This window comes from Streptomyces roseirectus (genome assembly GCF_014489635.1).
Lineage (GTDB): Bacteria > Actinomycetota > Actinomycetes > Streptomycetales > Streptomycetaceae > Streptomyces > Streptomyces roseirectus.
Genome location: NZ_CP060828.1, coordinates 7,252,624 through 7,279,300 on the forward strand (window position 1 = coordinate 7,252,624; position 26,677 = coordinate 7,279,300).

23 protein-coding genes, 1 pseudogene and 1 riboswitch are annotated in these 26,677 nt (G+C 73.0%); of the genes and pseudogenes, 11 read left to right on the plus strand and 13 right to left on the minus strand.

The features are described 5' to 3' along the window. Window positions 1-43: 43 nt before the first annotated feature. From cobI to IAG44_RS31190, 9 genes and pseudogenes are all read right to left on the minus strand, one after another. On the minus strand, window positions 44-775 hold the full coding sequence (gene cobI, locus IAG44_RS31150) for a precorrin-2 C(20)-methyltransferase (protein WP_187750409.1): 732 nt from the start codon (window positions 773-775) through the stop codon (window positions 44-46). Then, entirely contained in the window at window positions 772-2,274 is a 1,503-nt protein-coding gene (locus IAG44_RS31155) for a cobyrinic acid a,c-diamide synthase CobB (RefSeq protein ID WP_187750410.1), read from the minus strand. The genes cobI and IAG44_RS31155 overlap by 4 nt, the downstream gene beginning before the upstream one ends. Further along, the gene (cobO, locus tag IAG44_RS31160; protein WP_187750411.1) at window positions 2,268-2,867 is read right to left on the minus strand and encodes a cob(I)yrinic acid a,c-diamide adenosyltransferase; all 600 of its coding nucleotides are present in this window, start codon (window positions 2,865-2,867) and stop codon (window positions 2,268-2,270) included. The genes IAG44_RS31155 and cobO overlap by 7 nt, the downstream gene beginning before the upstream one ends. Continuing rightward, window positions 2,867-4,852, minus strand: coding sequence for a putative cobaltochelatase (locus IAG44_RS31165; RefSeq protein ID WP_187750412.1), 1,986 nt, complete (start codon window positions 4,850-4,852; stop codon window positions 2,867-2,869). The genes cobO and IAG44_RS31165 overlap by 1 nt, the downstream gene beginning before the upstream one ends. Continuing rightward, the gene (gene cobN / locus IAG44_RS31170; protein ID WP_187750413.1) at window positions 4,849-8,499 is read right to left on the minus strand and encodes a cobaltochelatase subunit CobN; all 3,651 of its coding nucleotides are present in this window, start codon (window positions 8,497-8,499) and stop codon (window positions 4,849-4,851) included. The genes IAG44_RS31165 and cobN overlap by 4 nt, the downstream gene beginning before the upstream one ends. Further along, window positions 8,496-10,004, minus strand: coding sequence for a cobyric acid synthase (locus tag IAG44_RS31175; protein WP_187750414.1), 1,509 nt, complete (start codon window positions 10,002-10,004; stop codon window positions 8,496-8,498). Before IAG44_RS31175 ends, cobN begins: the two co-directional genes overlap by 4 nt. Before the next feature lie 215 nt (window positions 10,005-10,219). Beyond that, a pseudogene (locus tag IAG44_RS31180) lies at window positions 10,220-11,173 on the minus strand (cobalamin biosynthesis protein); the annotation flags it as partial. Window positions 11,174-11,274: 101 nt separating this feature from the next. Further along, a riboswitch (cobalamin riboswitch) is annotated at window positions 11,275-11,415 on the minus strand. Window positions 11,416-11,516: 101 nt separating this feature from the next. Next, window positions 11,517-11,738: a hypothetical protein gene (locus tag IAG44_RS31185; RefSeq protein ID WP_055723602.1), complete on the minus strand. Its 222-nt coding sequence runs from the start codon at window positions 11,736-11,738 to the stop codon at window positions 11,517-11,519. 20 nt (window positions 11,739-11,758) lie between these two features. Then, window positions 11,759-12,982, minus strand: coding sequence for an inorganic phosphate transporter (locus IAG44_RS31190; RefSeq protein ID WP_187750416.1), 1,224 nt, complete (start codon window positions 12,980-12,982; stop codon window positions 11,759-11,761). A gap of 139 nt (window positions 12,983-13,121) precedes the next feature. On the opposite strand from IAG44_RS31190, the gene IAG44_RS31195 reads away from it, so the two are divergent. The 3 genes from IAG44_RS31195 to IAG44_RS31205 all read left to right on the plus strand — a co-directional run bounded on the left by IAG44_RS31195 (window position 13,122) and on the right by IAG44_RS31205 (window position 16,831). After that, window positions 13,122-13,793 carry a class II aldolase/adducin family protein gene (locus IAG44_RS31195; protein ID WP_187750417.1) on the plus strand — a complete coding sequence of 224 codons (672 nt, stop codon included), beginning with the start codon at window positions 13,122-13,124 and terminating at the stop codon, window positions 13,791-13,793. 52 nt (window positions 13,794-13,845) lie between these two features. Further along, on the plus strand, window positions 13,846-14,970 hold the full coding sequence (locus tag IAG44_RS31200) for an alpha/beta hydrolase (RefSeq protein ID WP_187750418.1): 1,125 nt from the start codon (window positions 13,846-13,848) through the stop codon (window positions 14,968-14,970). 409 nt (window positions 14,971-15,379) lie between these two features. Then, a complete protein-coding gene (locus IAG44_RS31205; RefSeq protein ID WP_187750419.1) occupies window positions 15,380-16,831 on the plus strand; it encodes a hypothetical protein in 1,452 nt (483 codons plus the stop codon). A 10-nt stretch (window positions 16,832-16,841) separates the two neighbouring features. Here the strand turns inward: IAG44_RS31205 and ypfJ are convergent, their stop codons facing one another. Further along, window positions 16,842-17,732 carry a KPN_02809 family neutral zinc metallopeptidase gene (ypfJ, locus tag IAG44_RS31210; RefSeq protein WP_187750420.1) on the minus strand — a complete coding sequence of 297 codons (891 nt, stop codon included), beginning with the start codon at window positions 17,730-17,732 and terminating at the stop codon, window positions 16,842-16,844. Window positions 17,733-17,920: 188 nt separating this feature from the next. Between ypfJ and IAG44_RS31215 the strand changes: the two genes are divergently transcribed. The 3 genes from IAG44_RS31215 (at window position 17,921) to IAG44_RS31225 (ending at window position 20,996) form a co-directional block, all read left to right on the plus strand. Beyond that, window positions 17,921-19,519 carry an ABC-F family ATP-binding cassette domain-containing protein gene (locus tag IAG44_RS31215; protein WP_187750421.1) on the plus strand — a complete coding sequence of 533 codons (1,599 nt, stop codon included), beginning with the start codon at window positions 17,921-17,923 and terminating at the stop codon, window positions 19,517-19,519. Between the two features lie 345 nt (window positions 19,520-19,864). Then, a complete protein-coding gene (locus IAG44_RS31220) occupies window positions 19,865-20,086 on the plus strand; it encodes a helix-turn-helix domain-containing protein (RefSeq protein ID WP_004002281.1) in 222 nt (73 codons plus the stop codon). Window positions 20,087-20,204: 118 nt separating this feature from the next. Then, window positions 20,205-20,996 carry an enoyl-CoA hydratase/isomerase family protein gene (locus tag IAG44_RS31225; RefSeq protein ID WP_187750422.1) on the plus strand — a complete coding sequence of 264 codons (792 nt, stop codon included), beginning with the start codon at window positions 20,205-20,207 and terminating at the stop codon, window positions 20,994-20,996. 42 nt (window positions 20,997-21,038) lie between these two features. On the opposite strand, the gene IAG44_RS31230 is transcribed toward IAG44_RS31225, so the two are convergent. After that, complete coding sequence (locus IAG44_RS31230; RefSeq protein WP_187750423.1) at window positions 21,039-21,722, minus strand: nucleopolyhedrovirus P10 family protein; 684 nt, start codon at window positions 21,720-21,722, stop codon at window positions 21,039-21,041. A gap of 93 nt (window positions 21,723-21,815) precedes the next feature. Between IAG44_RS31230 and IAG44_RS31235 the strand changes: the two genes are divergently transcribed. From IAG44_RS31235 to amaP, 5 genes are read left to right on the plus strand one after another with little or no spacing between them, the layout of a single operon-like run. After that, window positions 21,816-22,280, plus strand: coding sequence for an Asp23/Gls24 family envelope stress response protein (locus IAG44_RS31235; protein WP_187750424.1), 465 nt, complete (start codon window positions 21,816-21,818; stop codon window positions 22,278-22,280). A 25-nt stretch (window positions 22,281-22,305) separates the two neighbouring features. Then, entirely contained in the window at window positions 22,306-22,491 is a 186-nt protein-coding gene (locus IAG44_RS31240) for a hypothetical protein (protein ID WP_055722138.1), read from the plus strand. Then, window positions 22,488-22,832, plus strand: a complete 345-nt coding sequence (locus IAG44_RS31245) for an Asp23/Gls24 family envelope stress response protein (RefSeq protein WP_187750425.1) — start codon at window positions 22,488-22,490, stop codon at window positions 22,830-22,832. The genes IAG44_RS31240 and IAG44_RS31245 overlap by 4 nt, the downstream gene beginning before the upstream one ends. Continuing rightward, complete coding sequence (locus IAG44_RS31250) at window positions 22,829-23,485, plus strand: DUF6286 domain-containing protein (RefSeq protein WP_187750426.1); 657 nt, start codon at window positions 22,829-22,831, stop codon at window positions 23,483-23,485. The genes IAG44_RS31245 and IAG44_RS31250 overlap by 4 nt, the downstream gene beginning before the upstream one ends. A gap of 5 nt (window positions 23,486-23,490) precedes the next feature. After that, window positions 23,491-24,069, plus strand: coding sequence for an alkaline shock response membrane anchor protein AmaP (gene amaP, locus IAG44_RS31255; protein ID WP_187750427.1), 579 nt, complete (start codon window positions 23,491-23,493; stop codon window positions 24,067-24,069). Between the two features lie 33 nt (window positions 24,070-24,102). On the opposite strand, the gene IAG44_RS31260 is transcribed toward amaP, so the two are convergent. Together IAG44_RS31260 and IAG44_RS31265 are read right to left on the minus strand one after the other, a co-directional pair. Continuing rightward, the gene (locus IAG44_RS31260; RefSeq protein ID WP_187750428.1) at window positions 24,103-24,858 is read right to left on the minus strand and encodes an SDR family oxidoreductase; all 756 of its coding nucleotides are present in this window, start codon (window positions 24,856-24,858) and stop codon (window positions 24,103-24,105) included. 5 nt (window positions 24,859-24,863) lie between these two features. Continuing rightward, window positions 24,864-26,651 (minus strand): glycoside hydrolase family 15 protein, encoded by a 1,788-nt coding sequence (locus IAG44_RS31265; protein ID WP_187750429.1) that lies wholly within the window; start codon window positions 26,649-26,651, stop codon window positions 24,864-24,866. Window positions 26,652-26,677 lie beyond the last annotated feature (26 nt).

Sequence of the window (26,677 nt, forward strand, 5' to 3'; positions counted from 1 at the left end):
GACGCCGGAACGCGGGCCCGCGCCCCCACCTCACCCATCCGTCTCACAACTTCCCGCCCCGCCCACTGTCCCGCCGCGCAGGCGAGATCAGCGTCGACAGATACGGCAACGGCGACCCGTCCAGCTCGGACGCGCCCCGCACGGTCTCCCCCTCAAGCCCCAGCGACGCCCCCCAGACGGCCCCCTCGACCCGCCCGGACTCCCGCAGCGCCTCGACGACCTCCCCGGCCTGCCGCCCGAACTTGTACGCGACGACCGTCCCAGGACCCGCCAGCGCCTCCTTGAGGACGGCCGACCCCGCGGTCACCGGCACCAGTGTCAGCGGCTCGGTCCCCTCGGTCAGCACGGCCCCCGACCGCGCCGCGAGATCCTGCATCGCGGTGATCCCCGGCACCGTCTCGACGACCGTCCCCGGCACCAGCTCGGACACCGTCTGCGCGAGATACGTGAACGTCGAGTACACGTTGGGATCCCCGATGGTCGCGAACGCAACGCACGCGTGCGCACGCAACAACGCCGCCACCCGCTCCCCGGCCGCGTCCCACGCCGCCTCCCGCCGCCCCCGGTCACTGCGCTCGTTCAACGCGAACACCACGCGGACGACCTTCTCGGCCGAGACGTAGTGCAGCACCGTAGCCTCGGCGCGCCCCCGCTCACCCGTGTCCATCACCGGCACGACGACGACGTCCGCGGCCCGCAGCGCGCCCACGCCCTTGACGGTCACCAACTCCGGGTCCCCGGGCCCCACCCCGACCCCGATCAACCTGCTGCTCATGACGTCCGGCACCTCTCCACGAACCGACGGGCCACACCGGGCTCGCTCGCCCAATGCGTATGCAAATAACTCGCGTGCACATTACGTGTCACGAACCCCTCCACACGACCCCGAGCCCCCCGAACCCCCCACGCGGGCGCCTCCCCGGCCCCCGGCTCCACCACCGTCCGGTGAAACTCGTGCCCCCGCATCCGCGTCCCGACCCCGGCCAGCACACTCTCACTGACGGCGACGGCATCCCGGTACCCCAGCGTCAACCGCTCCGACATCCGCGCCGACGCGTCGATCACCCCACACATCGGAACCCCGTCCAATTCCCGGCACAGATAAAGCAACCCCGCACACTCGGCCGCGACAGGCGCCCCCGCCTCCACCAACGCCACGACATCCTTCCGCAGCCCCTCATTGGCGGACAACTCCGCCCCATAAACCTCCGGAAACCCACCCCCGACAACCAACCCAGCAGTCCCCTCCGGCAACCCCTCATCCCGCAACGGATCAAACGTCACGACCTCCGCCCCAGCAGCGGCAAGCAATTCAGCATGCTCGGCATAGGAAAAGGTGAACGCGGCCCCACCGGCAACAGCGACAACGGGCCGCGCGCCCGGGGTTTTCGACAGAAGGCCCTCTTTCGCACCCTGCCCGACCAAATCCAGCCCGTCCGGCGCTTGAGGACGAGGCCCGTCCAGGGCCGAAGCGGGGGTCTGGGGGCGGCAGCCCCCAGGGTCGGGATTGGGAAGGGGCGGCGGGGGCGAAACCCTCAGGGCCGCACCCGCATCCCACCCGTCACCCCCCACGTCCCCGGCAGCCCGCGCCAACCCCATCAACGCCTCCAGATCACACCCCGCCTCCACCTGCGCCGCCATCGCCGCCACCGCCTCCACCGCCGCCCCCCGCCGCTCGGCGACCGGCACCAACCCCAGATGCCGGGACGGCACGTCCACCTGCCCCACCCGCCGCAACACCCCCAGCACCGGCACCCCGGCGGACTCCAGCGCCTCCCGCAACAACTCCTCGTGCCGGTCGGAGGCGACCTTGTTGAGAATCACACCCCCCACCCGAACCTCGGGATCCCAGGAGACGAACCCATGCACGAGCGCGGCCACGGACCGCGACTGCGAAGACGCGTCGACGACCAGCACGACCGGCGCCCGCAACAACTTCGCGACCTGCGCCGTGGACGCCAACTCCCCTTCCCCACCGGCCCCGTCGAACATCCCCATGACGCCCTCGACGACGGCGACGTCCGCCCCCCGGGCCCCGTGGAGGAACAGCGGAGCCACCAACTCCGGCCCACACAGATACGCGTCGAGATTCCGCCCCACCCGCCCGGTGGCGAGCGAGTGATACCCGGGATCGATGTAGTCCGGCCCCACCTTGTGCGCGGACACGACAAGCCCCCGCGCGGCGAACGCGGCCATCAACCCCGTGGCAACCGTGGTCTTCCCGCTCCCGGAGGACGGCGCGGCGATGACCAGCCGAGGAACGGACCTCACCACTCGATCCCCCGCTGCCCCTTCTGCCCCGCGTCCATCGGATGCTTGACCTTGGACATGTCGGTGACGAGATCGGCGAGTTCCACCAGCTTCTCCGGCGCGTTACGCCCGGTGATAACGACATGCTGGGTCCCGGGCCGATCCCGCAGCACGGAGACGACCTCATCGGTGTCGATCCACCCCCAGTGCATCGGATAGGCGAACTCGTCCAGCACGTAAAGCTTGTACGTCTCGGCGGCGAGATCCCGCTTGACCTGCTCCCACCCCTCCCGCGCCTTCTCCTCGTTGTCCATCTGGGCATCCCGCTGCACCCAGGACCACCCCTCACCCATCTTGTGCCAGTCGACCGAGCCCCCCTCCCCGGAAGCCCCCAGCACCCGAAGCGCGTTCTCCTCCCCGACCTTCCACTTCGCCGACTTGACGAACTGGAACACCCCGATGGGCCACCCCTGATTCCAGGCCCGCAACGCGAGCCCGAAAGCGGCGGTCGACTTCCCCTTGCCGATTCCCGTATGGACGACGACCAGTGGCCGATTCCTCCGCTGACGGGTCGTCAAACCGTCGTCCGGCACCACACTCGGCTGCCCCTGAGGCATTACGCGGCCCTCCTCTGAACGTCCTTGACCAGCCCGGCAATTGACTCCGCCCGCAATTCGTCGAGCGTGACGGCGGTCCCGCCCAACTCCCCCGCGAGCCGCCCCGCGAGCCCGAGCCGCACAGGACCCGACTCGCAGTCGACCACCACGGACGCCACCCCCTCGGCGGCGAACAGCCGAGCGGCCCGCCCGGCGAGCACCACCGGCTCGGGCCCCCCGGTCGCCCGCCCGTCCGTCACCACGACGACCAGCGCCCGCCGCGCCGGATCCCGCATCCGCTCCACCCGCAGCACGTCATGCGCCTTGAGCAGCCCGGCGGCCAGCGGCGTACGCCCCCCGGTCGGCAGCGACTCCAGCCGGGCGGCGGCGGCATCCACCGACGACGTGGGAGGCAGCGCGACCTCCGCCGACGCCCCCCGGAACGTCACCAGCCCCACCTTGTCCCGCCGCTGATACGCGTCCAGCAGCAACGACAACACCGCCCCCTTCACCGCGCTCATCCGCTGCCGGGCCGCCATCGACCCCGACGCGTCGACGACGAACAGCACGAGGTTGGACTCACGCCCCTCCGTCACCGCCTGCCGCAGATCGTCCCGCCGCACCACGAGCCCACGCCCGACCCGCCCCCGAGCCCGCTGATGCGGCGCGGCGGCCTGCACGGTCGCCGCCAAGTGCAGCTTGGTCAACGCCCCTTGAGGACGCCGCGCCCCGGTCGTCCGCCCCTGCTCGGTCCGCGCCCGGGACCGCCGCCCGGCAGCCCCCTCGCCGACTCCCGGCACACTCAACACCTTCGCCCGGAACGGCTCGGCAGCCCGCACGGCCGACTGCTCGCCACCACCCCCGACAGGCTCCCCACCCTCCCCGGCCTCAGGCTGAGCAGCGGCACCACCACCATCCCCCTGCCCACCCTCGGGCGCCGGCTGCCCACCACCCCCACCGGGCCCGTCCGGATCCGGATCGTCCTCGGGCGACTCCCCGGAAAACTCCTCCAACGTCTCGTCGAGCTTGTCCTCATCAAGTCCCGGCGCGTCAAACGGATTACGCCGACGACGATGAGGCAACGCCAACAGCGCCGCCTGCCGCACATCCTCGGCCAACACCTCGGTCCGCCCCGCCCAAGCGGCCAACGCGGTAGCGGTCCTGGCCATCACGATGTCCGCCCGCATCCCGTCGACCTCGAACGCCGCACAGGTCGCCGCGATCTGCCGCAACGCCCCGTCGCCCAGCCGCACCGACGGCAACAACTCCCGGGCCGCGACGATCCGTTGCCGCACGGCACGCTCCTCGTCGGCCCAACGCGCCGCGAACTCCGCCGGATTGTCGTCGTAGGCAAGCCGACGCCGCACGACCTCGACGCGCTGATCGGGCTCCCGGGAAGCGGCGACCTCGACGGTCAGCCCGAACCGGTCGAGCAACTGCGGCCGCAGTTCCCCCTCTTCGGGATTCATCGTCCCCACGAGCAGGAACCGAGCGGCATGCCGCACGGACACACCCTCACGCTCGACGTACGACGCCCCCATGGCAGCGGCATCGAGCAGCAGGTCGACAAGATGGTCATGCAGCAGGTTGACCTCGTCGACGTACAGAATCCCGCGATGCGCATCGGCCAGCAGCCCAGGCTCGAAAGCCTTCACCCCCTCGGCGAGCGCCCGCTCGATATCCAGCGCCCCCACAAGCCGATCCTCGGACGCCCCGACAGGCAACTCAACCATCCGAGCGGCCCGTTGAGCACCCCCGCCGACCTCATGCGGCCCATCAGGGCAAGCCGGATCAGGAGAGGCCGGATCACAGGAGAACCGACACCCCGCGACCACCGACACCTCCGGCAACAACGCCGAAAGCGCCCGCACGGCAGTGCTCTTCGCGGTCCCCTTCTCGCCGCGCACGAGCACACCGCCCACAGCGGGCGACACCGCGTTCAACAACAACGCGAGCCGCAGATCGTCCTGCCCCACAACTGCCGTGAACGGAAACGGAGTACTCACTGGTCGCCCTCCAAGTCGCCTTCCAGCTCCAGATACGTGGCACGCAGCCGCTCCAGCGTGTCCGCGTCGGGCTCCGCCCACAGCCCACGGTCGGCCGCCTCAAGCAGCCGCTCGGTGATCCCGCGCAGCGCCCACGGGTTGGACTTCTTCATGAAGTCCCGGTTCTCCGGGTCGAAGACGTACTCGGCCGACAGCTTCTCGTACATCCAGTCGTCGACCACGCCCGCCGTCGCGTCGTACCCGAACAGGTAGTCCACGGTCGCGGCCATCTCGAAAGCACCCTTGTACCCGTGCCGCCGCATCGCCGCCATCCAGCGCGGGTTGACCACCCGGGCCCGGAACACGCGGTGCGTCTCCTCGCCGAGCGTGCGCGTCTTCACCTGGTCCGGCGTCGCCGAATCCCCCACGTACGCCTCGGGGTTGGCCCCGGTGAGGTGGCGGACCATGGCGACCATGCCGCCGTGGTACTGGAAGTAGTCGTCGGCGTCGACGAGGTCGTGCTCTCGCGTATCCACGTTCTTCGCCGCGACCGCGATCCGCTTGAACGCCGTCTCCATGTCCCCCCGAGCCGCGCGCCCGTCCAGCCCCCGCCCGTACGCGTAACCGCCCCACACCGCGTACACCTCGGCGAGATCCGCGTCCGAGCGCCAGTTGCGGGCGTCGATCAGCGGCAGCAACCCGGCGCCGTAAGCCCCCGGCTTGGAACCGAAGATACGGGCGGTGGCCCGGCGTCGGTCGCCGTGCTCGGCCGTGTCCTCGTCGACGTGCGCGCGCACGAAGTTCCCCGAGGCGGGCTCGTCCAGCTCGGCCACGGCACGCACCGCGTCGTCGAGGAGCCCCACGACGTGCGGGAACGCGTCCCGGAAGAAGCCGGAGATGCGGACGGTGACGTCGATGCGGGGCCGCCCCAGCTCCTCCAGCGAGACGACCTCGAACCCGGTCACGCGGCGCGACGCGTCGTCCCACACCGGCCGGCACCCCAGCAGCGCGAGGATCTCGGCGATGTCGTCGCCCTGGGTCCGCATCGCGGACGTCCCCCACACCGTCAGCCCCACGGACTTCGGGTACTCCCCGGTGTCCGCGAGGTACCGCTGCACGAGCGAGTCCGCGAGCGCTTGCCCGACCTCCCAACTCAGCCGCGAGGGAATGGCCTTGGGGTCGACGGAGTAGAAGTTCCGGCCGGTCGGCAGGACGTTGACGAGACCGCGCGTCGGCGACCCGGAGGGCCCGGCGGGCACGTAACCCCCGTCCAGCGCCCGCAGGATGTGCCCGATCTCGTCCGTCGTCCGGGCGAGCCGGGGCACGACCTCCTCGCAGGCGAACGTCAACACGGCCACGGCGTCCGGCAGTTCGGTACCGATCACCTCACGCACCAGAGCGGGCACGCCCGCCACGGACCAGCCCCGCTCCTCCATCCCGACGGCGACCCGTCGGCACAGCTGCTCCAGCAGGTCGATCGCGTCGGCGGCGGTCCGCGCCGGCCCCTCCACCAGCTCGCTCAGCTCGACCGGCACCTTCACCGCGGCCCCCGGCTCGGCCAGCAACTCCTTCTCCACCAGCCCGAAATGGGCCGCGAAGGCGGACCGCAGCCCCGGCAGCGCGTTCGCTTGACCGCCCCACACCTGCGAGGCCCGCAGCACGGCGAGGACGAGGTTCACACGGGCCTCGTCGACCGGCCCGCCGCCGAGGATGTGCAGCCCGTCGCGGATCTGCACGTCCTTGATCTCGCAGAGGTAGCCGTCGATATGCATGACGAACTCGTCGAAGTCGTCGTCGTCCGGCTGCTCGTCCACATGCAGGTCGTGGTGCAGCTCGGCGGCCTTCACGAGCGTCCAGATCTGCGCCCGCACGGCCGGTGCCTTCACCGGGTCGAGATCGCTCACGAGCGCGTACTCGTCGAGCAGTTGCTCCAGCTTCGCGAGGTCCCCGTAGGTGTCCGCGCGCGCCATCGGCGGCACCAGGTGGTCCACCACGGTCGCGTGCCCGCGCCGCTTCGCCTGCGTCCCCTCGCCGGGGTCGTTGACGATGAACGGGTAGATCAGCGGCAGTTCACCCAGCACGGCGTCCGGCGCACAACCCCCGCTCAGACCAAGGCCCTTGCCCGGCAGCCACTCCATCGTGCCGTGCTTGCCCATGTGGACGATCGCGTCGGCGCCGAACGAGTTGTCCAGCCAGCGGTACGCGGCCATGTAGTGGTGCGATGGCGGCATGTCCGGGTCGTGGTAGATCGCGATGGGGTTCTCCCCGAACCCGCGCGGCGGCTGGATCATCACGACGACGTTCCCGAACTGGAGGGAGGCGAGAACGATGTCGTCCCCGTCGACGTACAGCGACCCCGGCGGCTCGCCCCACGCCTCGGTCATCGCGTCCCGCAACTCCGGGTCCAGCTTGTCGAACCACGCCTGGTAGTCGGCCAGCGGCACCCGCGCGGGCGCCGACGCCAACTGCTCCTCGGTCAGCCACTCGACGTCGTGCCCGCCCGCCTCGATGAGCCGGTGGATCAACTCGTCGCCCTCGGACGGGTATCCGCTCACCCCGTACCCGGCGTCCCGCAGCGCGTCCAGCACCCGCACCGCCGACGCGGGCGTGTCCAGGCCGACCGCGTTGCCGACCCGGGAGTGCTTCGTCGGGTAGGCGGTGAACACCAGCGCGACGCGCTTCTCCGCGTTCGGCTTGTGCCTCAACCGCGCGTGCCTGACGGCGATTCCGGCGACCCGCCCGGCCCGCTCGGGGTCGGCGACGTACACGGGGACGTCGTCCGGGCCCTGCTCCTTGAAGGAGAACGGGACGGTGATGAGCCGCCCGTCGAACTCGGGGATCGCGACCTGCATCGCCGCGTCCATGGGGGAGAGCGCGGCGTCGCTGGCGTCCCACGTCTCCCGCGACGACGTCAGGCAAAGCCCTTGCAGCACAGGGACGTCGAGGTCGGCGAGCGCGCCGATGTCCCACGCCTCCTCGTCGCCGCCGGCCGACGCCTCCGAGGCGTGCGTGCCGCCCGCCGCGAGGACCGTCGCCACCAACGCGTCGGCCCCGCCCAGGAGTTCGTAGAGCCCGGCGTCCGCGCCGCGCAGCGAACCGCAGTACACGGGAAGGGCGTTGGCGCCGCGCGCCTCGATCGCGTCGCACAGCGTGTCGACGAAGCCGGTGTTGCCGCTCAGCTCGTGGGCCCGGTAGAAGAGCACGCCGACGGTCGGCCGGCCCTCCCGCACCTCGTAGGACCCGTGAACCCCGAACTCCGGCATCTTCTGCGGCTCTTCGAAGCCCTCACCGGTCAGCAGCACGGTGTCGGACAGGAACCGGGCCAGCTCGACGAGGTTCGCGGGCCCGCCCTCGACGAGGTAGCGCAGCGCCTCCGCCACGACCCCGGCGGGCACCGACGACTCGGCCATCAGCTCCGCGTCCGGCACGGCCTCGCCGCCCAGCAACACGGTGGGAATCCCCGCCGACTTGAGCGCCGCGAGCCCGTCCTCCCACGCCCGCTTGCCGCCGAGGAGGCGGACGACGGCGATGTCGGCGCCCTCGATCAGCGCCGGCAGCTCCTCGGCAACGTCCACGCGTGTCGGGTTACCGATCCGGTACGGGGCGCCGCAGGCGCGGGCCGCCAGCAGGTCCGTGTCGGCGGTCGACAACAACAACACTGTGCTCATGCGGGCGCTCCTGGGGGGATGAAGGGCAGTCCTTGCGGTGCTCCGGACTCGATGAGCCGCCAGAGCGCGTCGGTGTCCGCGTGCTGTTCGATCAGGTCGCCGAGCAGATCGAGCTGTCGCTCGCGCAGGTCGGCGAAGGAGGTGTCGGCGGCGGGCACGAAGCGGCGGCCCGCGGTGGCCGCCACCTCCCGCAGAAAGGCCCGCCGGAAGCCGTCCGACTCCAGCGAACCGTGCCAGTGCGTACCCCAGACGGCGCCGACCCGGCAGCCGTCCAGGAAGGGTTCACCACCGTCGACGGAGGCGACCCCGTGGTGGATCTCGTACCCCTCGACCCGCTCGCCCAGGGCCTCGCCCACCGGCCGGGTCAGGGTCTTCTCGCGGGCGAACCGCACCCGCACGGGCAGCAGTCCGAGCCCGTCGACGACTCCGGCGCGCGACTCGACGTCGTCCTCGATCCGCTCGCCGAGCAGCTGGAAACCGCCGCAGATCCCCAGCACCGGCCGCCCCGCGGCGGCCCGGCGCGCCAGCTCGGTCGCCAGCCCCCGCTCCCGCAGCCACTCAAGTGCCTTCACCGTCCCGCGCGTTCCGGGGACGACGACCAGGTCCGCGTCGGCGAGTTCTTCCGGCCGGTCCACGAACCGCACGACGACGCCGGGTTCGGCGGCGAGCGCGTCGACGTCCGTGAAGTTCGACATCAGCGGCACCGCGCAGACGGCGACCCGCAGCACGTCCTCGCCGACCGGCGGCGCGAGCGACGACTCGCGGACGGCGCCCCGCAGGGACACCGCCATGCCGTCCTCCTCGTCGATCCCGAGGCCCGCGCGGAACGGCAGCACCCCGTACGACGACCGTCCGGTCAGCCCGCGCAGCATCTCCAACCCCGGTTCCAGCAGCGACACATCGCCCCGGAACTTGTTCACCAGGAACCCCGCGACCAGCGCCTGGTCCTCCGGCGCCAGCAGCGCGACCGTCCCGAAGAACGAGGCGAAGACCCCACCCCGGTCGATGTCGCCCACCACCAGCACCGGCAGCCCCGCGTTGCGGGCGATGCCCATGTTGACGATGTCGGTCCGCCGCAGGTTGATCTCCGCCGGCGACCCCGCACCCTCGCAGATGACGGCGTCATGCGTGGCCCGCAGCTCGGCCAGGCACTCCAGCACGGTCCCGAGCAACTGCTCCTGCCGCCCCCCGTGATACCGGCGCGCGTCCATCTCGCCGACGGGCTTCCCCATCAGCACGACCTGACTGCTCCGCTCCCCGCCGGGCTTCAGCAGCACGGGGTTCATCAGCGCCGACGGCTCGATCCGGCACGCCTGCGCCTGCATGGCCTGCGCCCGCCCGATCTCCGCCCCCTCCCGCGTCACGAAGGAGTTCAGCGACATGTTCTGCGCCTTGAACGGCGCGACCTTCACCCCCTGCCGCACCAGCCACCGGCAGATCCCCGCCGTGACGACACTCTTCCCGGCGTCCGAGGTGGTCCCGGCGACCAGCAGTCCGCCACTCATACGTCACCCCCCTTGTCGAAGAACCGCGCACCCATCCCGCGCCACAAGCCCACAACAGGCGCCACCCCGACACCGTTCCGCGCGGCACCCGAAGCGAGGCCCGCGCGGGCTGTCCCGGCCGGGGCAGCACCCGCCACCAGGGCCGCGCACACCGCACGTGCCGCCGTGCCCGAGCCCCGCCGCGGGCTCCCAGCCGATGAGGCCCCAGCCGCCCCTCGCCCCGAACCCCCGCTCAACGCCGCCCCGGCCACCATCCGCCCGGCGACCGTCGCCCCCAGCGCCAGCCAGCTCACCCGGCGGGACAGCCGCACCGCCCGCTCGATGTCCGGCACGCCGACGGCCCGCCCGTCCCCGTTCAGCACGGGCCGGTGCTCCACCCGCCCCGCGTACGACAGCGTGCCGCCCATCCGCACCCCGAGCGCCCCGGCGAACGACGCCTCCACGGGCCCGGCGTTGGGGCTCGGATGCTTCCCGGCGTCCGCCCGCCACGCCCGTACGGCCCCCCGGGGATCGTCCCCGGCGGCACAGGCCAGCACGGCCGTCAGCCGCGCCCCCGGCCACCCGGCGACGTCGTCGAGACGCGCGGACGCCCACCCGAACCGCCGCAGGCGGGGCGACTTGTGCCCGACCATCGCGTCGAGCGTGTTGACGGCCCGGAACCCGAGCAGCCCCGGCACTCCGCCGACGGCCCCCCACACCAGCGCGCCCACGACCGCGTCGGACGTGTTCTCGGCGACCGACTCCACGACGGCCCGCGCGATCCCGTCCGCGTCCAGCGCCTGCGGGTCGCGCCCGCACAGGTGCGGCAGCCGGGCCCGCGCCGCCTCGACGTCCCCGGCCTCCAGCGCCCGCCCGATGTGCCGGGCCTCGCGCGCCAGCGAGGTGCCGCCGACGACCGCCCAGGTGGCGGCGCCGGTCAGGGCGAGGGAAGCGGCGGGGGAGCGGCGTACGGCAGCGGAGGCCGCCGCGCCGAGCAGGACCGCGCCGCCCGCGCAGACGGCCGTGTGCAGCGCACCCCACCCCCGGTGGTCGCGCCACAGCGCCTTCTCCACAGCGCCCGCGGCACGCCCGAACGCGGCGACCGGATGCCCCCGGCGGGGATCGCCGAGCACCAGGTCACCGAGGAGTCCGGCGGCGGCGCCGTACGCGTAGAGGCGATCGGCACCCATCGGCTCAGCCGGCCGCGGGGGCGGGCAGCGGTCGGGGGCGGTACCTCAAACGGCGGCCGAGCATCGCGTTATGTCCTCACTCAGGGTGTCCACGCCCTGGTTCGACGAGACCGGCGGTGGGAGTTCCTGGCTCCCGGGGATGACTACCCCGGTCACAGTGGCGGGACCGCGCCGGATTCGCACCGGTCTTCCTCCCTGGCCGCCGTACATGGCCCCGGCAGTCCACCACGCCCCTCAAACAGCCGTCAACTCACCGTTGACCTGCGAGAGCGGAGTGTGCAGAACCCCACATGAAACCCCGCACGGCATACACCGTGCGGGGTTTGGGAAGGCGCCGTGCGGCTCAGGCCACGATGAGGCTGATGCCGTACGCCACGGCCCCCAGGCACGCCGCGAAGCACGCGTACGCGCCCGTGACCGCGAGCGCCGCCGAGCCGCCGTCGGCCTGCGCCCGCTCGTGCCGGGACAGGCCCATCACGCCGAGGGTGAAGAGGGTCACGAGCCCGACGGTGACGACGAGGCTGACACCGAAGACGGAGCCGAGTGCGGACCAGTCGATCTTCATGGTTGCGGTGTCCTTCGGGGTCAGACGGTCGCGGCCGGGGGAGCGGCCGGGTCGGTGGTGGCGACGGGGGAGGGGATGACGACCTTGATCTCACCGGCGTCGGTACCGGCGTCGGACCCGCTCGCGGCACCCGCGCCGTCGTCGTCCGTGTCGTTGACGTTGTTGTGGTCGACGACCTCGCGCCGCGAGATCTTCCAGATCGCCGCGCTGGAGGCGACGAGGAAGACGGCGACGGCGGCCGTGCCCCAGTCCCCGAGGTCCGTGACGGTCTCGGCGAGCGCGCCGACCAGCGCGGCGGCCGGCAGCGTCAGCCCCCAGGCGACGAACATGCGCGTGGCCGTCGACCAGCGCACGACCCCGCCCTTGCGGCCGAGCCCCGCGCCCATCACGGACCCGGAGACCGCGTGCGTGGTGGAGAGGGAGAAGCCCAGGTGGGAGGAGGCGAGGATGACCGTCGCGGCGGACGTCTGCGCCGCGAAGCCCTGCTGCGGCTGGAGGTCGGTGAGGCCCTTGCCCATCGTGCGGATGATGCGCCAGCCGCCCAGGTAGGTGCCCAGCGCGATCGCGAGGCCCGCGGAGAGGATGACCCAGGTGGGCGGGTCCGAGTCGGGCGCGAGGGAGCCGCCCGCGACGAGCGCGAGGGTGATGATGCCCATCGTCTTCTGCGCGTCGTTCGTGCCGTGCGCGAGGGAGACCAGGCCGGCCGAGGCGATCTGCCCGAACCGGTAGCTCTTCTCGGCGGCCTTGCCTTCGGCCTTCCTGCCCAGGGTGTACGAGAGCCGCGTGGCGAGCATCGCGGCGAGACCGGCGACGATCGGGGCGGCGACCGCCGGGATCAGCACCTTCGTGACCAGCACGTCACCGTGCACCGCGCCCGAGCCGGCCGAGGCCAGCGTGGCGCCGATCAGGCCGCCCATGAGGGCGTGCGAGGAGCTGGAGGGCAGGCCCACCAGCCAGGTCAGCAGATTCCAGAGGATCGCGCCGACGAGGGCGGCGAAGATCACCTCGGGACGTATACCGCTTTCGTCGACGAGCCCCTTGGAGATCGTGTTGGCGACCTCCACGGAGAGAAACGCTCCCACAAGGTTGAGCGCGGCGGACATGGCCACCGCCACCTTGGGCCTCAGTGCGCCGGTCGAGATGGTGGTGGCCATCGCGTTGGCGGTGTCGTGGAAACCGTTCGTGAAATCGAACGCGAGAGCGGTGATCACCACTATCGCGAGGATCAGCGAGAAGTTTTCCATTTACCCAGGCAATCGTTCGAAGTCATTGGCCGGTCGACCGTAGGAAACCTGGGTGAACGGAAGATGAACTGAACAGGGCGTCACGGTGTCGCTCAGGGCAGGACTGTCTACGCGCGCCCACCCCGGCAGAATCCCCCGTATGGCAGAGCAGAGACGAGCACGCCCCGAAGAGGCCGCCGCGTGGCGGGACCTCACCGCCACGGCCCGCCGCACGGTCACCGACGGACTGGTCGTGGGGACGTCAGGAAACGTGTCGGTCCGCGTCGGCGAGGTGGTCCTCGTCACCCCCACCGGCGTCCCCTACGACCGCCTGGGCCCCGACGACATCACCGGTGTCGACCTCGACGGCCACCAGGTCCTCGGCACCCTGAAGCCGACCAGCGAACTCCCCATGCACCTCACGGTCTACCGCGCGACCGACGCCGGCGCCGTCGTCCACACCCACTCCGTCCACGCCACGGCCGTCTCCACCCTGGTCCCCGAACTCCCCCCGGTCCACTACATGACCGGCGCCCTCGGCGGCCCCGTCCGCGTCGCCCCCTACGCGACCTACGGAACCGAACAGCTCGCCGAGCACATCCGGACGGCCCTGGAGGGGCGCACGGCGTGCCTGATCCAGAACCACGGCACCCTGGCGTACGCCCCCACCCTGGAGCGCGCCTTCAACGACTCCGCGCAACTCGAATGGATGGCCCGCCTCTGGCTCCTCGCCTCCTCGGTCCCCGGCCGCACCCCGAGCCTCCTGACCCCGGACCAGGTACGGGAAGCGGGCGACAAACTGAGCCGCTACGGCCAGCGGGCGACGCCCTGACGGCCCCGGACGTCCACTGGCCCCACCCGCGAACCACCCGGACACTGGACGGGTGCGCCCAGTCAGAGCGACGGCCGTCGCCGTCTCCGCAGCAGTGGCAGCCGGCGCGGCGAGCGTCGCCGTGGGCCGGGTGGCGAGCGACGCCGCGCTGAAGGCCCCGCCCGGCCGCCCCCTGCCGACCGAACCGCGCCTGACGGTCCACGGCACGGCGGCCGGCCAGGTCACCCTCACCCGTGACCTGGCCGCCCTGCGCCCCGGCACCTACGGCCTCACCGGCGACGGCGTCCACGCCGTCACCGGCCCCGTCCTCCCGCACGCGCCCCACGACGCCGACACGGTCGTCCGCCGCCTGGAACGCGTCTCCCACGGCGCCCTGACCCCCGGCACGGCCGTCCGCCTCACCCCGGACCTCCACACCGGCGACCCCACCACGGCCCTCGGCCTCGACCACACGGACGTCGAGATGCCCGGCGAACTCGGCGCGCTGCCCGCCTGGTTCGTGCCCGGCGCCCGCCGCACCTGGGTGATCGCCGTGCACGGCCTCGGCGCGGGCCGCGCGCACGCCCTGAACGTCCTCGGCTTCCTGCACCGGCGCCGCTTCCCCGTCCTCGTCCCCGCCTACCGGGGCGACGAGGGCGCGCCCCGCCCCGCCGACGGCCTCAACCACCTCGGGACGACCGAGTGGCGCGACGTCGACGCGGCGATCCGGTACGCCCTCGGGCGCGGCGCCGACCGCGTGATCCTCCTCGGCTGGTCGACCGGCGCGGCGATGGCCCTGCGCGCGGCCACGCACTCCGGCGCCGCCGCCCGGATCTCCGGCCTCGTCCTCGACTCCCCGGCGCTCGACTGGCGCACCACGCTGCGCTCGCTGGCCGCCGCCCGCCACACCCCGGGCGCGCTGCTCCCGCTCGCGGTCCGCGCCGCGCAGGGCCGCCTCGCCGACCACGAGGCGCCCCCGACCGACGAGTTGGCCCTCCCGGCCGGCGTCCCCACCCTCGTCCTCCACGGCCCCGGCGACACCGTCGCCCCCTGGGACCTCTCCCGCCGCCTCGTCGCCCGCACCCCCGGCCTCGCCACCCTCCACGAGGTGCGCGACGCACCGCACGGGGCGATGTGGAACGCCGATCCCGGCGCGTACGAGGAGACCCTGCGGAGGTTTCTGACGCCGCTGATGTGACAGACGCACGGCAGGCCCCCGAGGTTGATGTGCGCGGCGGCGCGGGCGAGTTGACGGCGTGACCCCGCCGGGCCCGCGCACCCCGGCAGTGTGAGTCCCGGCACACCCGACAGCCCCGGTAGCGGGGATTCCGCTTTGCCTCGTCCCCGTTCCGAGCACCCCCTCCACCCTCTCCCCGCGCCTCGTGCGTTGGCCAGTCCCATAGCCGCCCGTGACATTCCGTTTGGGTTTTCGGACCGTCAACCGGAAGACTGCACGTGTGACGTCCCGTATCCCGCGCGACTCCAGGCTTCGACTCGTCCGCCCGCGACCCCTGGCCGCCGCCCCCTCAGCAGTGAACCAGCGGCGCCCGCGCCGCGCCGCGCCCCGCCCCCCGGAGGGCACACCGGCCCCGGCGGAACTGGCCCGCATGGCTCGCTCGGGCCTGGCCGCCGCCGCCCGCGTGGCCCGCTGGGCGGACAACGCCCTCGGACCGGGCAAGGACGCCGCGACCATCGACGACCGGGCGACCCTCTCCGACGCGACCGCGCAGCGCGCGGCGAGCGATCTCGGGCTGACCCCCGACCGCGTCCGCGCCGACTGGGACACCGCCCGGCTGGCCGGCCTCATCGAGGTGCACGGCGCGAGCGCCCGCCCCGGCTGGCGCCTGCGCGCCTGGGACCGCGACGACAGCGCCGTCCTGCGCGGCTGGGTCGCCCTCTTCGACGCGTGGTCCCTCGCGACGCCCGAACCGGCCGACGAGGAGCCCTCCACGGTCGCCGAGGTCGTCTCGGCCATGCCGCAGGTCCTCTCCTTCCTCCAGCTCTCCGCCGGTCCCGTCCCGGTCGACCAGCTCCTCGACCTCCTCGCCCAGCGCGTGACGGAACTCCGCACGGAACGCTGCGAGGTGCCCTACGGCCAGAGCGCCGGCCTCGGTGAGACCGAGGGGACCGGCGAGGACATAGACGCGGCCGCAGACACGACCGGAGACACGGCGGGGGAGGCCGTCGTACCCGCCGGGTTCATCGGACTCGCCCAGGACGCCCAGGACACGGACACGACCGCCGCCGCAGTCGGCGCGCCCGGAAGCACCGTCGCGCCCGCCGGCCTCGCCACCACCGCCGGCACCCCCGCCGAGACGGCCCCCGCGCTCGACCCCGCCGAACTCGCCCCCCTCCTCGACTGGGCCCTCCACGCCCTCGCCTCCGTCGGCGCGCTGACCTGTGGCGAGGGCCAGGCGACCCTGACCCCGCTGGGCAGCTGGGCGACCTGGGTGAAGCTGGAGCAGATCTGCGTGGCCGCGCAGAGCCCCGCCGGGAACATCGAGCAGGCCGCCGAGGACATGCTGCGCGGCTGCGCCCAGCTCCGCCCGAACGCGGCCCGCGCCGAGTACCGCGCCTGGTTGGCGGCGCGCACCGTGGGCAGCGCGGTGACGGAACTCCTGGTCGCCGCGCGAGGCGAGGACGCCCTCCTGCGGGGCCTCGCCTTCGAAGCCCTGCGCGTCGTGGGCGCCCCCGCCGAACCGGACGTCCGCGCCGTCGTCGACGAACCCGCCCTGCGCCCCTACGCGCTCCTGTGGCTCGCCGAACACGACGGCGTCGACCCCGAGGACGCCCACGAAGTCCTCACCCGGGAGGAAGCCACCTGGCTCTGGGTGGACACGGCGGCCGCGGTGGCCGACCACGGCGAGGCCCCCATGCTGGTCCGCCACCTCGAATCCGCCCTCCAGCCCACCGTCCCCGCCCTCCTCACCGAGGTCCGGGCGGTCGGCCACCCCCGCACCGTCCAGGTCCTGGTGGCCCTGGCGGCGGCCCACCCGGACCCGGCCCTGGCCAAGGCGGTCCGCAGGGCGGCCTTCCAGGTCCACACCGGCGGCAGCTGACCGGCCCCGCTCAGCGGAACGTGTCGCAGCGGTCCATGTCACCGCTCCGGTACCCGGTGGCGAACCACTGCTGCCGCTGGGCAGCCGAGCCGTGCGTCCAGGACTCGGGCGTGACCCGGCCCTGGAACCGCTCCTGGATGCGGTCGTCCCCGACGGCGGCGGCCGCGTCCAGCCCGTCCTGGACGTCCGCGTCCGTGAGCCGGGCGATCAGCGGGCGCCCGGTGGCCGGGTCCGGCGTCGTGGTGGCGTGGTGGGCCCACACCCCGGCGTAGCAGTCGGCCTGCAGCTCGACCCGTACGGCGTTGCTGTCCGCGCCCGTGCGCCCGTCCTGCGCGCGCGTGAGGGTGCCCAGCAGATCCTGGACGTGGTGCCCGTACTCGTGCGCGACGACGTACGCCTGCGCGAAGGAACCCCCGCTCGCCCCGAACTTCGTCCGCAGCTCGTCGAAGAACCCGAGGTCGAGATAGACCTTGCGGTCCCCGGGACAGTAGAACGGCCCGACGGCGGAGGAGGCGGCCCCGCACGCGGTGCTGACCCGCCCACTGAACAGGACGGTCGGCGACGCCGTGTACGCGCGCCCCCGCGCACGGAATTCCGTACGCCAGTAGTCCTGCACGCTGTTGACGACGGCGACGATCCGGCAGTCGTCCCGCGTGTTCGCGTCCCGCCCGCTGCGGCAGGTCTCCTGCACCTGCGCGAGCGGGGACGCGACGGAGCTGGGTCCGTCACCTCCGGAGGAGAGCCCGAGCTGGTCGGGGCCGACCCCGAGGAACAGCGCGAGCAGGAGGGCGATCACCCCGGCGATCCCGCCGCCCACGGTGGCCCGCCCGCCGGGGATCCGGCTTCCGCGCACGTCCTGCACCTCGGAGGTGTCCAGCGGCGCGTCGTCGTCGAACTGCATGCCCCCAGCCTGCGCCCCGCGCCCCGCCCCCGCCCGCCCGGTACACCCGGACGGCGCACGCCCCGCCGCCGCCAAAACCGCTTGCGGGCCCCCGTTAGACTGAACCCATGGCCATTCTCCTCGCGCATTAGACGACGGGATCGTCCGCACACCCTCGTCCAGCCCCCATTCAGCCCTGGAGTCTGTCCGTGATCTCCGCCTCCGGTATCGAACTGCGCGCAGGCGCCCGCATCCTCATCGAGAACGCCACCTTCCGCGTCGCCAAGGGCGACCGCATCGGCCTCGTCGGCCGCAACGGCGCGGGCAAGACGACCCTGACGAAGGTCCTGGCCGGCGAGGGCCAGCCCGCCGCCGGCCAGGTCGCCCGCTCCGGCGAGGTCGGCTACCTCCCCCAGGACCCCCGCACCGGCGACCTCGACGTCCTCGCCCGCGACCGCATCCTCTCCGCGCGCGGCCTGGACACCCTGATCCGCAAGATGCGCGACAACGAGCAGCGCATCGCCAACGGCACCGGCGCCACCCGCGACAAGGCCCTGCGCCAGTACGAGCGCCAGGAGACCGAGTTCCTGACCAAGGGCGGGTACGCGGCCGAGGCGGAGGCCGCGACGATCGCCGCCGCCCTGAACCTCCCCGACCGCGTCCTCGGCCAGCCCCTGCACACCCTCTCCGGCGGCCAGCGCCGCCGCGTCGAGCTGGCCCGGATCCTGTTCTCGGACGCCGACACGCTCCTGCTGGACGAGCCCACGAACCACCTCGACGCCGACTCCATCGTCTGGCTGCGCGACTACCTGAAGACGTACCGGGGCGGCTTCATCGTCATCTCCCACGACGTGGACCTCGTCGAGACGGTCGTCAACAAGGTGTTCTACCTGGACGCCAACCGCGCCCAGATCGACGTCTACAACATGGGCTGGAAGCTCTACCAGCAGCAGCGCGAGGCCGACGAGAAGCGCCGCAAGCGCGAGCGGCAGAACGCCGAGAAGAAGGCCGCCGCCCTGCACTCGCAGGCCGACAAGATGCGCGCCAAGGCCACCAAGACGGTCGCCGCGCAGAACATGGCCCGCCGCGCCGACAAGCTGCTCGCGGGCCTGGAGGCCGTCCGCGTCTCCGACAAGGTCGCCAAGCTCCGCTTCCCCGAGCCCGCGCCCTGCGGCAAGACCCCGCTGATGGCGGAGGGTCTGTCGAAGTCGTACGGCTCCCTGGAGATCTTCACGGACGTCGACCTCGCCATCGACAAGGGTTCCCGCGTCGTCATCCTGGGCCTCAACGGCGCCGGCAAGACGACCCTGCTGCGCCTGCTCGGCGGCGTCGAGAAGCCCGACACCGGCCAGGTCGTCCCCGGGCACGGCCTCAAGCTCGGCTACTACGCGCAGGAGCACGAGACGCTGGACCCGGAGCGCTCGGTCCTGGAGAACATGCGCTCCTCCGCGCCGGACCTGGACCTCGTCGAGGTCCGCAAGGTGCTCGGCTCGTTCCTGTTCTCCGGGGACGACGTCGACAAGCCGGCCGGCGTGCTGTCCGGCGGTGAGAAGACCCGCCTCGCGCTCGCGACGCTGGTCGTCTCCTCGGCGAACGTCCTGCTGCTCGACGAGCCCACCAACAACCTCGACCCGGCCTCGCGCGAGGAGATTCTGGGCGCGCTGCGCACCTACAAGGGCGCCGTCGTCCTCGTCACCCACGACGAGGGCGCCGTGGAGGCGCTGCAGCCCGAGCGGATCATCCTGCTGCCGGACGGCGTGGAGGACCTGTGGGGCGCGGACTACGCGGATCTCGTCGCCCTGGCTTGATCGAATGGATGATCCACTGAGTATGGATCATTCGGCCTACCGGTGATCCATCATCTGTGTGAGATCTCCTCGTATCGAGGTGTGTCCGTTCCGCTTTTCCCGGCCGACCCCTTTGGCGACGCACGTTGCCGAGGGGTCGGCTTTCTTGTCTCTCTGACCTGCGTATTCACGCAATGTGGCGTTCGACCGGGCGGACACGGCCGTGCGGAAGTCAAGATTCCGATTGTGGAGACGGACTCCTGTCGTCAAAACCGTCGCCCACGGACCTTGCCGAATGGGTGGCCAGGAAGCCCGGGAGGGGTGATCATGAGGGGACCAGAGCGCACTTCCCATGAGGAGGCACGGGTGGCCGAGACTCTGAAGAAGGGCAGCCGGGTGACCGGCGCCGCGCGCGACAAGCTCGCGGCAGACCTGAAGAAAAAGTACGACTCCGGTGCGAGCATCCGGGCGCTGGCCGAAGAGACCGGCCGCTCGTATGGCTTCGTCCACCGGATGCTCAGCGAGTCGGGCGTCACGCTCCGTGGGCGTGGCGGCGCGACCCGGGGCAAGAAGGCCGCCTCGTCCTGAGGTCGGGTGGGCCGTCGTTCTCGATGGTGACCACCCGGTCGGCGTACTGACCGACCGGGTGGTTACTGTGCAGTCACTTACGTTTCACTGAGGTGACCGCACCCATCGGAGGCGCCCCATGGCTTCGCTCGCACCGGCACTGGACAAGGACGGCGTACGGCTCACCGTCGACGACACGCTCGCCACGGTGACGCTGACCAACCCGGCCAAGCGCAACGCGCAGAGCCCCGCGATGTGGCGGGCGCTCGCCGAGGCCGGGCGTGCCCTGCCGGGCACCGTCCGCGTCGTGGTGCTGCGCGGTGAGGGCAAGTCCTTCTCCGCCGGCCTCGACCGGCAGATGTTCACGCCCGAAGGCATCGAGGGCGAACGCTCCTTCATCGATCTCGCACGCGGTGACGACGCCGAACTCGACGCCGCCATCGCCGAGTTCCAGGAGGGCTTCACCTGGTGGCGGCGCAGCGACGTCGTGTCCGTCGCCGCTGTCCAGGGACACGCCATCGGTGCGGGCTTCCAGCTCGCCCTCGCCTGTGACCTGCGCGTCGTCGCCGACGACGTGCAGTTCGCCATGCGCGAGACCAGCCTGGGCCTGGTCCCCGACCTCACGGGCACCCACCCCCTGGTCTCCCTGGTCGGCTACGGCCGCGCCGCCGAGATCTGCCTGACGGGCCGTTACGTCCACGCCGAGGAAGCCCTGCGCATCGGCCTGGCCAACACGGTCGTCCCGGCGGCCGGCCTGGACGCCGCCGTCAAGGACCTGACGGCGGCCCTCCTGGCGGCCCCGCGCGACGCCGTCGTGGAGACCAAGGCGCTGCTCCAGGGCGCCGCCGGACGCTCCTACGACGAACAGCGCGCCGCCGAACGCGCCTCCCAGGCACGCCGGCTGAGGGACCTGGCGGGGCTGGGGGAGTAGCCCCCGGGCTTCGGGGCGCTTCGGGGTTTCCCGGCGTCTCCGTCACCCCACGGCCGTCACCAGCACCGCCGCCGTGGGGCTCCCCGGCAGCCGCTGTACCGCCGCGCGAGCCGCTCTGGCGACGTCCAGGATCCGCAGGTCCACGCGGACGGCGAGCTCCACGCGCGCGTGGAGCCCCGGCAGTGACTGGGTGCCGGCCCGCTCCTCGTTGTGGACGGTGCCGCCCAGGACACCCGGTACCCCGGCGAGCGCGTCGTCCTGAGGGCCCGTCCAGGCGGGGAGCGGCGCGAGGGCACCCTCTGGATCGCCCTCCGGTTCAGGGACGTCGTCCAGGGGGCCCGTCACGTGGAGGTCGATCTCCGTGACGACGAGACCGACCCGTTCCGACGTCGCTGCCGCGAGGGCGGCACGCAGGCGGGCGGCGGCCGTGGGGAGGGGGTCCGTCGGGCGGGAGGAGAACTCGGCGGACAGGCGCAGCGGGCCCGGCGGGAGGGCGCTCGCGGGTGGCGGGACGACAGGGGCGGGCGCGTCCTGGGGGTCCGTCAGGGACAGGCGCAGGGGGCCCAGGCGCACGCCGGACACCTGGCCCGCGAGCGCCCGCCGCAGGGCCGTCTCCGCCGCGCTCTCCGCGATCCAGCAGCCGTCGCGCGGGCCGCCCAGCGGGAGGTACCTGCCGAGTCCGAGGTGATGGCGGACCGTCTGCCGCCAGTGCTGCTCCGCAGTCATTCCTCCAGCCTGCCGCATCCCCGGAGCGCGAGCGGGCAACCGCGCTTACGGTGGGACAGGTCGAGGCAGACCGACCGGAAGGGACGTGCGGAGATGACCGACACGACACAGAGCCCCGTCGGCGAGACCGAACAGACGGCGCGCAAGACCGTCAAACGGGGCGGCGGCGACCCGGCGACCAGGGGCCGCACGACGATCGCCGACGGCGTCGTGGAGAAGATCGCGGGGCTCGCCGCGCGCGACGTCGTCGGCGTGCACGCCATGGGCAGCGGCCTCAGCCGCACCTTCGGCGCCGTGCGCGACCGCGTGCCCGGCGGCTCCAAGTCCGTCTCGCGCGGCGTGAAGGCCGAGGTCGGCGAGGTGCAGACCGCGCTGGACCTGGAGATCGTCGTCGACTACGGCGTCTCGATCGCCGACGTCGCGCGCGCGGTGCGCGAGAACGTGATCGCCGCCGTCGAGCGGATGACCGGCCTCGAAGTCGTCGAGGTCAACATCGCGGTGAGCGACGTCAAGCTGCCCGAGGAAGAGGACGACGAGCCGGAACCCCGGATCCAGTGACGTCCGCGACGCGGAGGGAGCAGACATGAGCAGGGCCGTGATCGGCATGATCGCCGGCATGGCGCTGGGCTTCGCCGGGTACTTCGGCGGATTCGGCGCCTTCCTCCTGGTGGCCGCCCTCGGCGCCATCGGGTTCGTCGTCGGCCGGTTCCTCGAAGGGGACCTGGACCTCGGCGACTTCCTGCGCTCGCGCGACGACCGGCGCCGATGACGTCCGCCGTCGCGGCGGGGGAGCGCGGGGCGACCCGGATCGCCGACCGGGTCGTCGCGAAGATCGCCTCCCAGGCGGCCCGCGAAGCCCTCGGCCCCCTCCCGCCCGACGCCGCCCCGCCGCACGCCATGGTGGTCGTCACGCACGACCGCGCGCGCGTACGCGTGTCCCTCGAACTCGACTACCCCACCGACATCGCGGCGCGCTGCCGCGAGGTGCGTCGACTCGTGGTCGAGCGGGTACGCGCGTTGGTGGGAATGGAGGTGCCCGAGGTCGCCGTCACGGTCGAACGGCTCCACCCGGCACCGGTACCTGGCGAGGCACAGGGGAGGACGCGATGAGCGAACCCCACGGCAGCGAGGGCACGACCCAGCGGCTGCCGGTGATCCTGGAGAAACCCGACAGCGGGCCACAGACGCCCCCGCACGAGCCCGGGGCACCGGCGGCGGCCGTCCGCCGCTTCTGGTCCGTGCGGCGCGCGCCGGCCGCCCTCACGGCCCTCGCCGTCCTGGCCGTCGCCGGCGTCTTCCTGTACGACATCGCCGCCGTGCGCGCCGACCGGCCCGCGATGCGCTGGCGCCGCGAACTCGCCCACCAGCTCGCCCAGCGGCCCCTGGACGACACCTGGGTGCTGACCGGCGCGGGTGTCGCCGCCGCCCTGGGCCTGCTGCTCCTGGTGCTCGCGGTGACGCCGGGCCACCGCGACGTCCTGCCGATGCGCCCGACCCACCCGGACGTCCGCGCGGGCCTGCACCGCGACGCCGCCGCCCTCGTCCTGCGCGACCGCGCGATGGAGGTCTCCGGCGTCCAGTCCGTCCACGTCAGGATGGGACGGCGCCGTATCGACGTCCGTGCGGTGTCCCACTTCCGGGACCTGGACGACGTCCGCGCGGACCTCGAAGCGACCCTGGGGGCCGCGCTCGACGGGCTCGCTCTCGCGCATCCGCCGGCCCTCTCGGCGCACGTGCGCCGGCCGCCACGGAAGAAGGGGTGACCCCGATGCTCCGCACCGTCAACCGCGTCCTGATCGGCCTCACCGGGCTCGCCCTGCTCACGCTGGGCGGCGCCGTCCTGGCCGTCGGCCTGGGCGCGAACCCGCCGTCCTGGTGGCTCCACGACGGCCCCCACGACGTCCTGCTCAGCACCGCCGAACGCACCCGTTGGCGCGAGGAGAGCTGGTGGTGGCCGGTCGTCCTCGGCGGCCTCGCGCTGCTGGTGCTGCTCGCCCTGTGGTGGCTGACGGCCAACCTGCGCCGGCGCCGCCTGGGCGAGGTCCTGATCAACACCGGCGACGGCGAATCGGCCCTCCTGCGCGGCAGCGCCCTGGAGAACGTCCTGGCGACCCAGACCGCCCACCTCGACGGCGTCTCCCACGCGCGCGTGCACCTCACGGGCCGCCGGGACGCCCCGCAGACCCAGGTCCACCTGAGGGTGGAACCCCACGCGTCCCCGGGCGAGGCACTGCGGCACTTCATCACCGAGTCCCTGGCCCGCGCGCGCGACTCGGCCGCGCTGAAGGCGCTCCCAGCGGAGGTGCGGGTGCGCGCGATGAAGCACAAGGCGGAACGGGTCAGCTGAGACCCGGCCGGAAACCGTGCCGCCGATGCCCGCTCAGAAGCCGTGCCGCATCCCGCCGTCCACCGGAAGCATGATCCCCGTCAGGTAGGAGGCGGCCGGCGACAGCAGGAACGCGCCCGTGCGCCCGAACTCCTCCGGCCGCCCGTACCGGCGCAGCGGGATCCGCGACTCGTTCGCGGCCCGCGTCGCCTCCGGGTCCGCCGACAGCGCGTCCAGCTCCCGCACCCGGTCCGTGTCGATGCGCGCCGGCAGCAGCCCCACGACCCGGATCCCGCGCGGCCCCAGCTCGTCCGCGAGGGACTTGGCGAACCCGGCGAGACCGGGCCGCAGCCCGTTGGAGATGGTCAGCCCCGGGATCGGCTCGTGCACGGACCCCGACAGCACGAACCCGATCACACCCCCGTCCTCCAGCTCGGCGGCGGCCGCGCGCGCGAGGCGCACGGCACCGAGGAACACGGACTCGAACGCGGCCTCCCACTGCTCGTCCGTGTTGTCCGCGACGAACCCCGGCGGCGGCCCGCCCACGCTGACGAGGATCCCGTCGAACCCCCCGAACGCCTCGCGCGCGGCGCCGATCAGCCGCTCCGGCGCGCCCGCGTCCGCGTTGTCGACGGCGACCCCGACGACGTCCGGGCCCAGCTCCGCCGCGGCGGCGGCGGCCCGATCGGCGTCCCGCCCGGAGACGACCACCTTCGCGCCGTCCGCCAGCAGCTCGCGCGCAACCGCGTTGCCGAGCCCGCGCGTGGCCCCCGTGACGACGTACACCCGGTCCTTCAGTCCAAGATCCATGGCCCCTATCCTGCCTGCTCGCCGTCGAACAGGGCGAGGGCCGAGTTGACCAGCCCGATGTGGCTGAACGCCTGCGGGAAGTTGCCGAGCTGACGGCCGCTGACGGGGTCGTACTCCTCGGCGAGCAGGCCGACGTCGTTGGTGAGGCCCACCAGGCGCTCGAACAGGGCGAGGGCTTCCGCGCGGCGGCCCGTGAGGTCGAGGGCGTCGACGAGCCAGAACGAGCACACCAGGAACGTCCCCTCGGAGCCGGGGAGGCCGTCGACGGTCGTGCCGTCGGTGCTGTAGCGGCGCAGCAGCCCGTCGTGGCCCAGCTCCTCGCGGACGGCGTCGACGGTGCCGACCACGCGCGGGTCGTCGGGCGGGAGGAAGCCGACGCGGGGGATCAGCAGGAGGGCCGCGTCGAGGTCGGGCGAGCCGTAGGACTGCGTGAAGGTGTTCCGCCCGGCGTCGTAGGCGCGCTCGCACACCTCCCGGTGCACGGTGTCGCGCAGCTCGCGCCAGCCGTCGAGGTCGCCGCGCAACTGCGGATGGGCCTCCAGCGCGCGTACCGCGCGGTCGGCGGCCACCCACACCATCACCTTCGAGTGCGTGAAGTGCCGCCGCCCGCCCCGCACCTCCCACAGCCCCTCGTCGGGCTGCCGCCAGTTCTCACGCAGCCACTCCATGAGCGAGTGCTGCAACGCCCACACGTGCGGGCGCGCCCGCATCCCCGAGTCGCGCGCGAGCGCGAGGGAGTCCATGACCTCGCCGTACACGTCCAGCTGGAGCTGGTCGACGGCGCCGTTGCCGACCCGGACGGGGCGCGAGCCCTCGTAGCCCGACAGCCACGGCAATTCCTCCTCGGGCAGGCGGCGTTCACCCGCCACGCCGTACATGATCTGGAGGTCCGCCGGATCACCGGCGACCGCGCGCAGGAGCCAGCGGTGCCACGCCTCGGCCTCCTCGTGGTACCCGGCCGACAGCAGCGCGCCCAGGGTGAGCGTCGAGTCGCGCAGCCAGCAGTGCCGGTAGTCCCAGTTGCGGACGCCGCCCAGCTCCTCCGGCAGCGACGTCGTGGGCGCGGCGACGATGCCGCCCGTCGGCGCGTACGTCAACGCCTTCAGCGTGATCAGGGAACGCGTCACAGCGGCCCTGTAGGGCCCCTTGTAGCGGCAACGGGCCGACCAGGCGCCCCAGTCCTCCAACGAGGCCGCCAGCGCCTCGTACGGGTCCACCCGGGGCGGATGCGGTTCGTGCGACGGGTGCCAGGTCAGCACGAACGCCACCCGCTCGCCCTGCGCGACCTCGAACTCCGCGTGCGTCCCGAAGTCCTCGCCCCACGTGCGCACCGGCGGCTCACTGCGCAGCCACACCGAGTCCGGCCCCGCGACGGCGACCCGGTGGCCGTCCGAGCGCCGCATCCACGGCACGATCGACCCGTAGTCGAACCGCAGCCGCAACGTGCTGCGCACGGTCACCCGCCCCCGCAGCCCCTCCACGATCCGCACCAGATCGGGCGCCCGGTCGCGCTGCGGCATGAAGTCGGTGACCCGCACCGCCCCCTCGCCGGTCTCCCACTCGGTGTCCAGGACCAGCGTCTCGCCCCGGTACGCGCGCCGGGAACAGCCCCCGTCGGCGTCCTTCGGCGCGATCCTCCAGTGCCCGTTGCCCTCGTCGCCCAGCAGCCGCGCGAAACACGCGGCCGAGTCGAAACGCGGCAGACACAGCCAGTCCACAGACCCGTCCCGGCCCACCAGGGCGGCGGTCTGTTCATCGCCGACGACGGCGTAGTCCTCGATGCGCGGGTGCATGGAGGCCGGTTTCCCGCCGGACGCCG

Bases quoted from the DNA above. Each gene is read 5' to 3' on its own strand.
- IAG44_RS31205 (WP_187750419.1), top strand. From the start codon at position 15,380: ATGGCTCGCTCGGGCCTGGCCGCCGCCGCCCGCGTGGCCCGCTGGGCG.
- ypfJ (WP_187750420.1), bottom strand. From the start codon at position 17,732: ATGCAGTTCGACGACGACGCGCCGCTGGACACCTCCGAGGTGCAGGAC.
- IAG44_RS31185 (WP_055723602.1), bottom strand. From the start codon at position 11,738: ATGAAGATCGACTGGTCCGCACTCGGCTCCGTCTTCGGTGTCAGCCTC.
- IAG44_RS31235 (WP_187750424.1), top strand. From the start codon at position 21,816: ATGACCGACACGACACAGAGCCCCGTCGGCGAGACCGAACAGACGGCG.
- IAG44_RS31260 (WP_187750428.1), bottom strand. From the start codon at position 24,858: ATGGATCTTGGACTGAAGGACCGGGTGTACGTCGTCACGGGGGCCACG.
- IAG44_RS31230 (WP_187750423.1), bottom strand. From the start codon at position 21,722: ATGACTGCGGAGCAGCACTGGCGGCAGACGGTCCGCCATCACCTCGGA.
- IAG44_RS31225 (WP_187750422.1), top strand. From the start codon at position 20,205: ATGGCTTCGCTCGCACCGGCACTGGACAAGGACGGCGTACGGCTCACC.
- IAG44_RS31175 (WP_187750414.1), bottom strand. From the start codon at position 10,004: ATGAGTGGCGGACTGCTGGTCGCCGGGACCACCTCGGACGCCGGGAAG.
- cobI (WP_187750409.1), bottom strand. From the start codon at position 775: ATGAGCAGCAGGTTGATCGGGGTCGGGGTGGGGCCCGGGGACCCGGAG.
- amaP (WP_187750427.1), top strand. From the start codon at position 23,491: ATGCTCCGCACCGTCAACCGCGTCCTGATCGGCCTCACCGGGCTCGCC.
- IAG44_RS31265 (WP_187750429.1), bottom strand. From the start codon at position 26,651: ATGCACCCGCGCATCGAGGACTACGCCGTCGTCGGCGATGAACAGACC.
- IAG44_RS31190 (WP_187750416.1), bottom strand. From the start codon at position 12,982: ATGGAAAACTTCTCGCTGATCCTCGCGATAGTGGTGATCACCGCTCTC.
- cobN (WP_187750413.1), bottom strand. From the start codon at position 8,499: ATGAGCACAGTGTTGTTGTTGTCGACCGCCGACACGGACCTGCTGGCG.
- IAG44_RS31240 (WP_055722138.1), top strand. From the start codon at position 22,306: ATGAGCAGGGCCGTGATCGGCATGATCGCCGGCATGGCGCTGGGCTTC.
- IAG44_RS31195 (WP_187750417.1), top strand. From the start codon at position 13,122: ATGGCAGAGCAGAGACGAGCACGCCCCGAAGAGGCCGCCGCGTGGCGG.
- IAG44_RS31245 (WP_187750425.1), top strand. From the start codon at position 22,488: ATGACGTCCGCCGTCGCGGCGGGGGAGCGCGGGGCGACCCGGATCGCC.
- IAG44_RS31250 (WP_187750426.1), top strand. From the start codon at position 22,829: ATGAGCGAACCCCACGGCAGCGAGGGCACGACCCAGCGGCTGCCGGTG.
- cobO (WP_187750411.1), bottom strand. From the start codon at position 2,867: ATGCCTCAGGGGCAGCCGAGTGTGGTGCCGGACGACGGTTTGACGACC.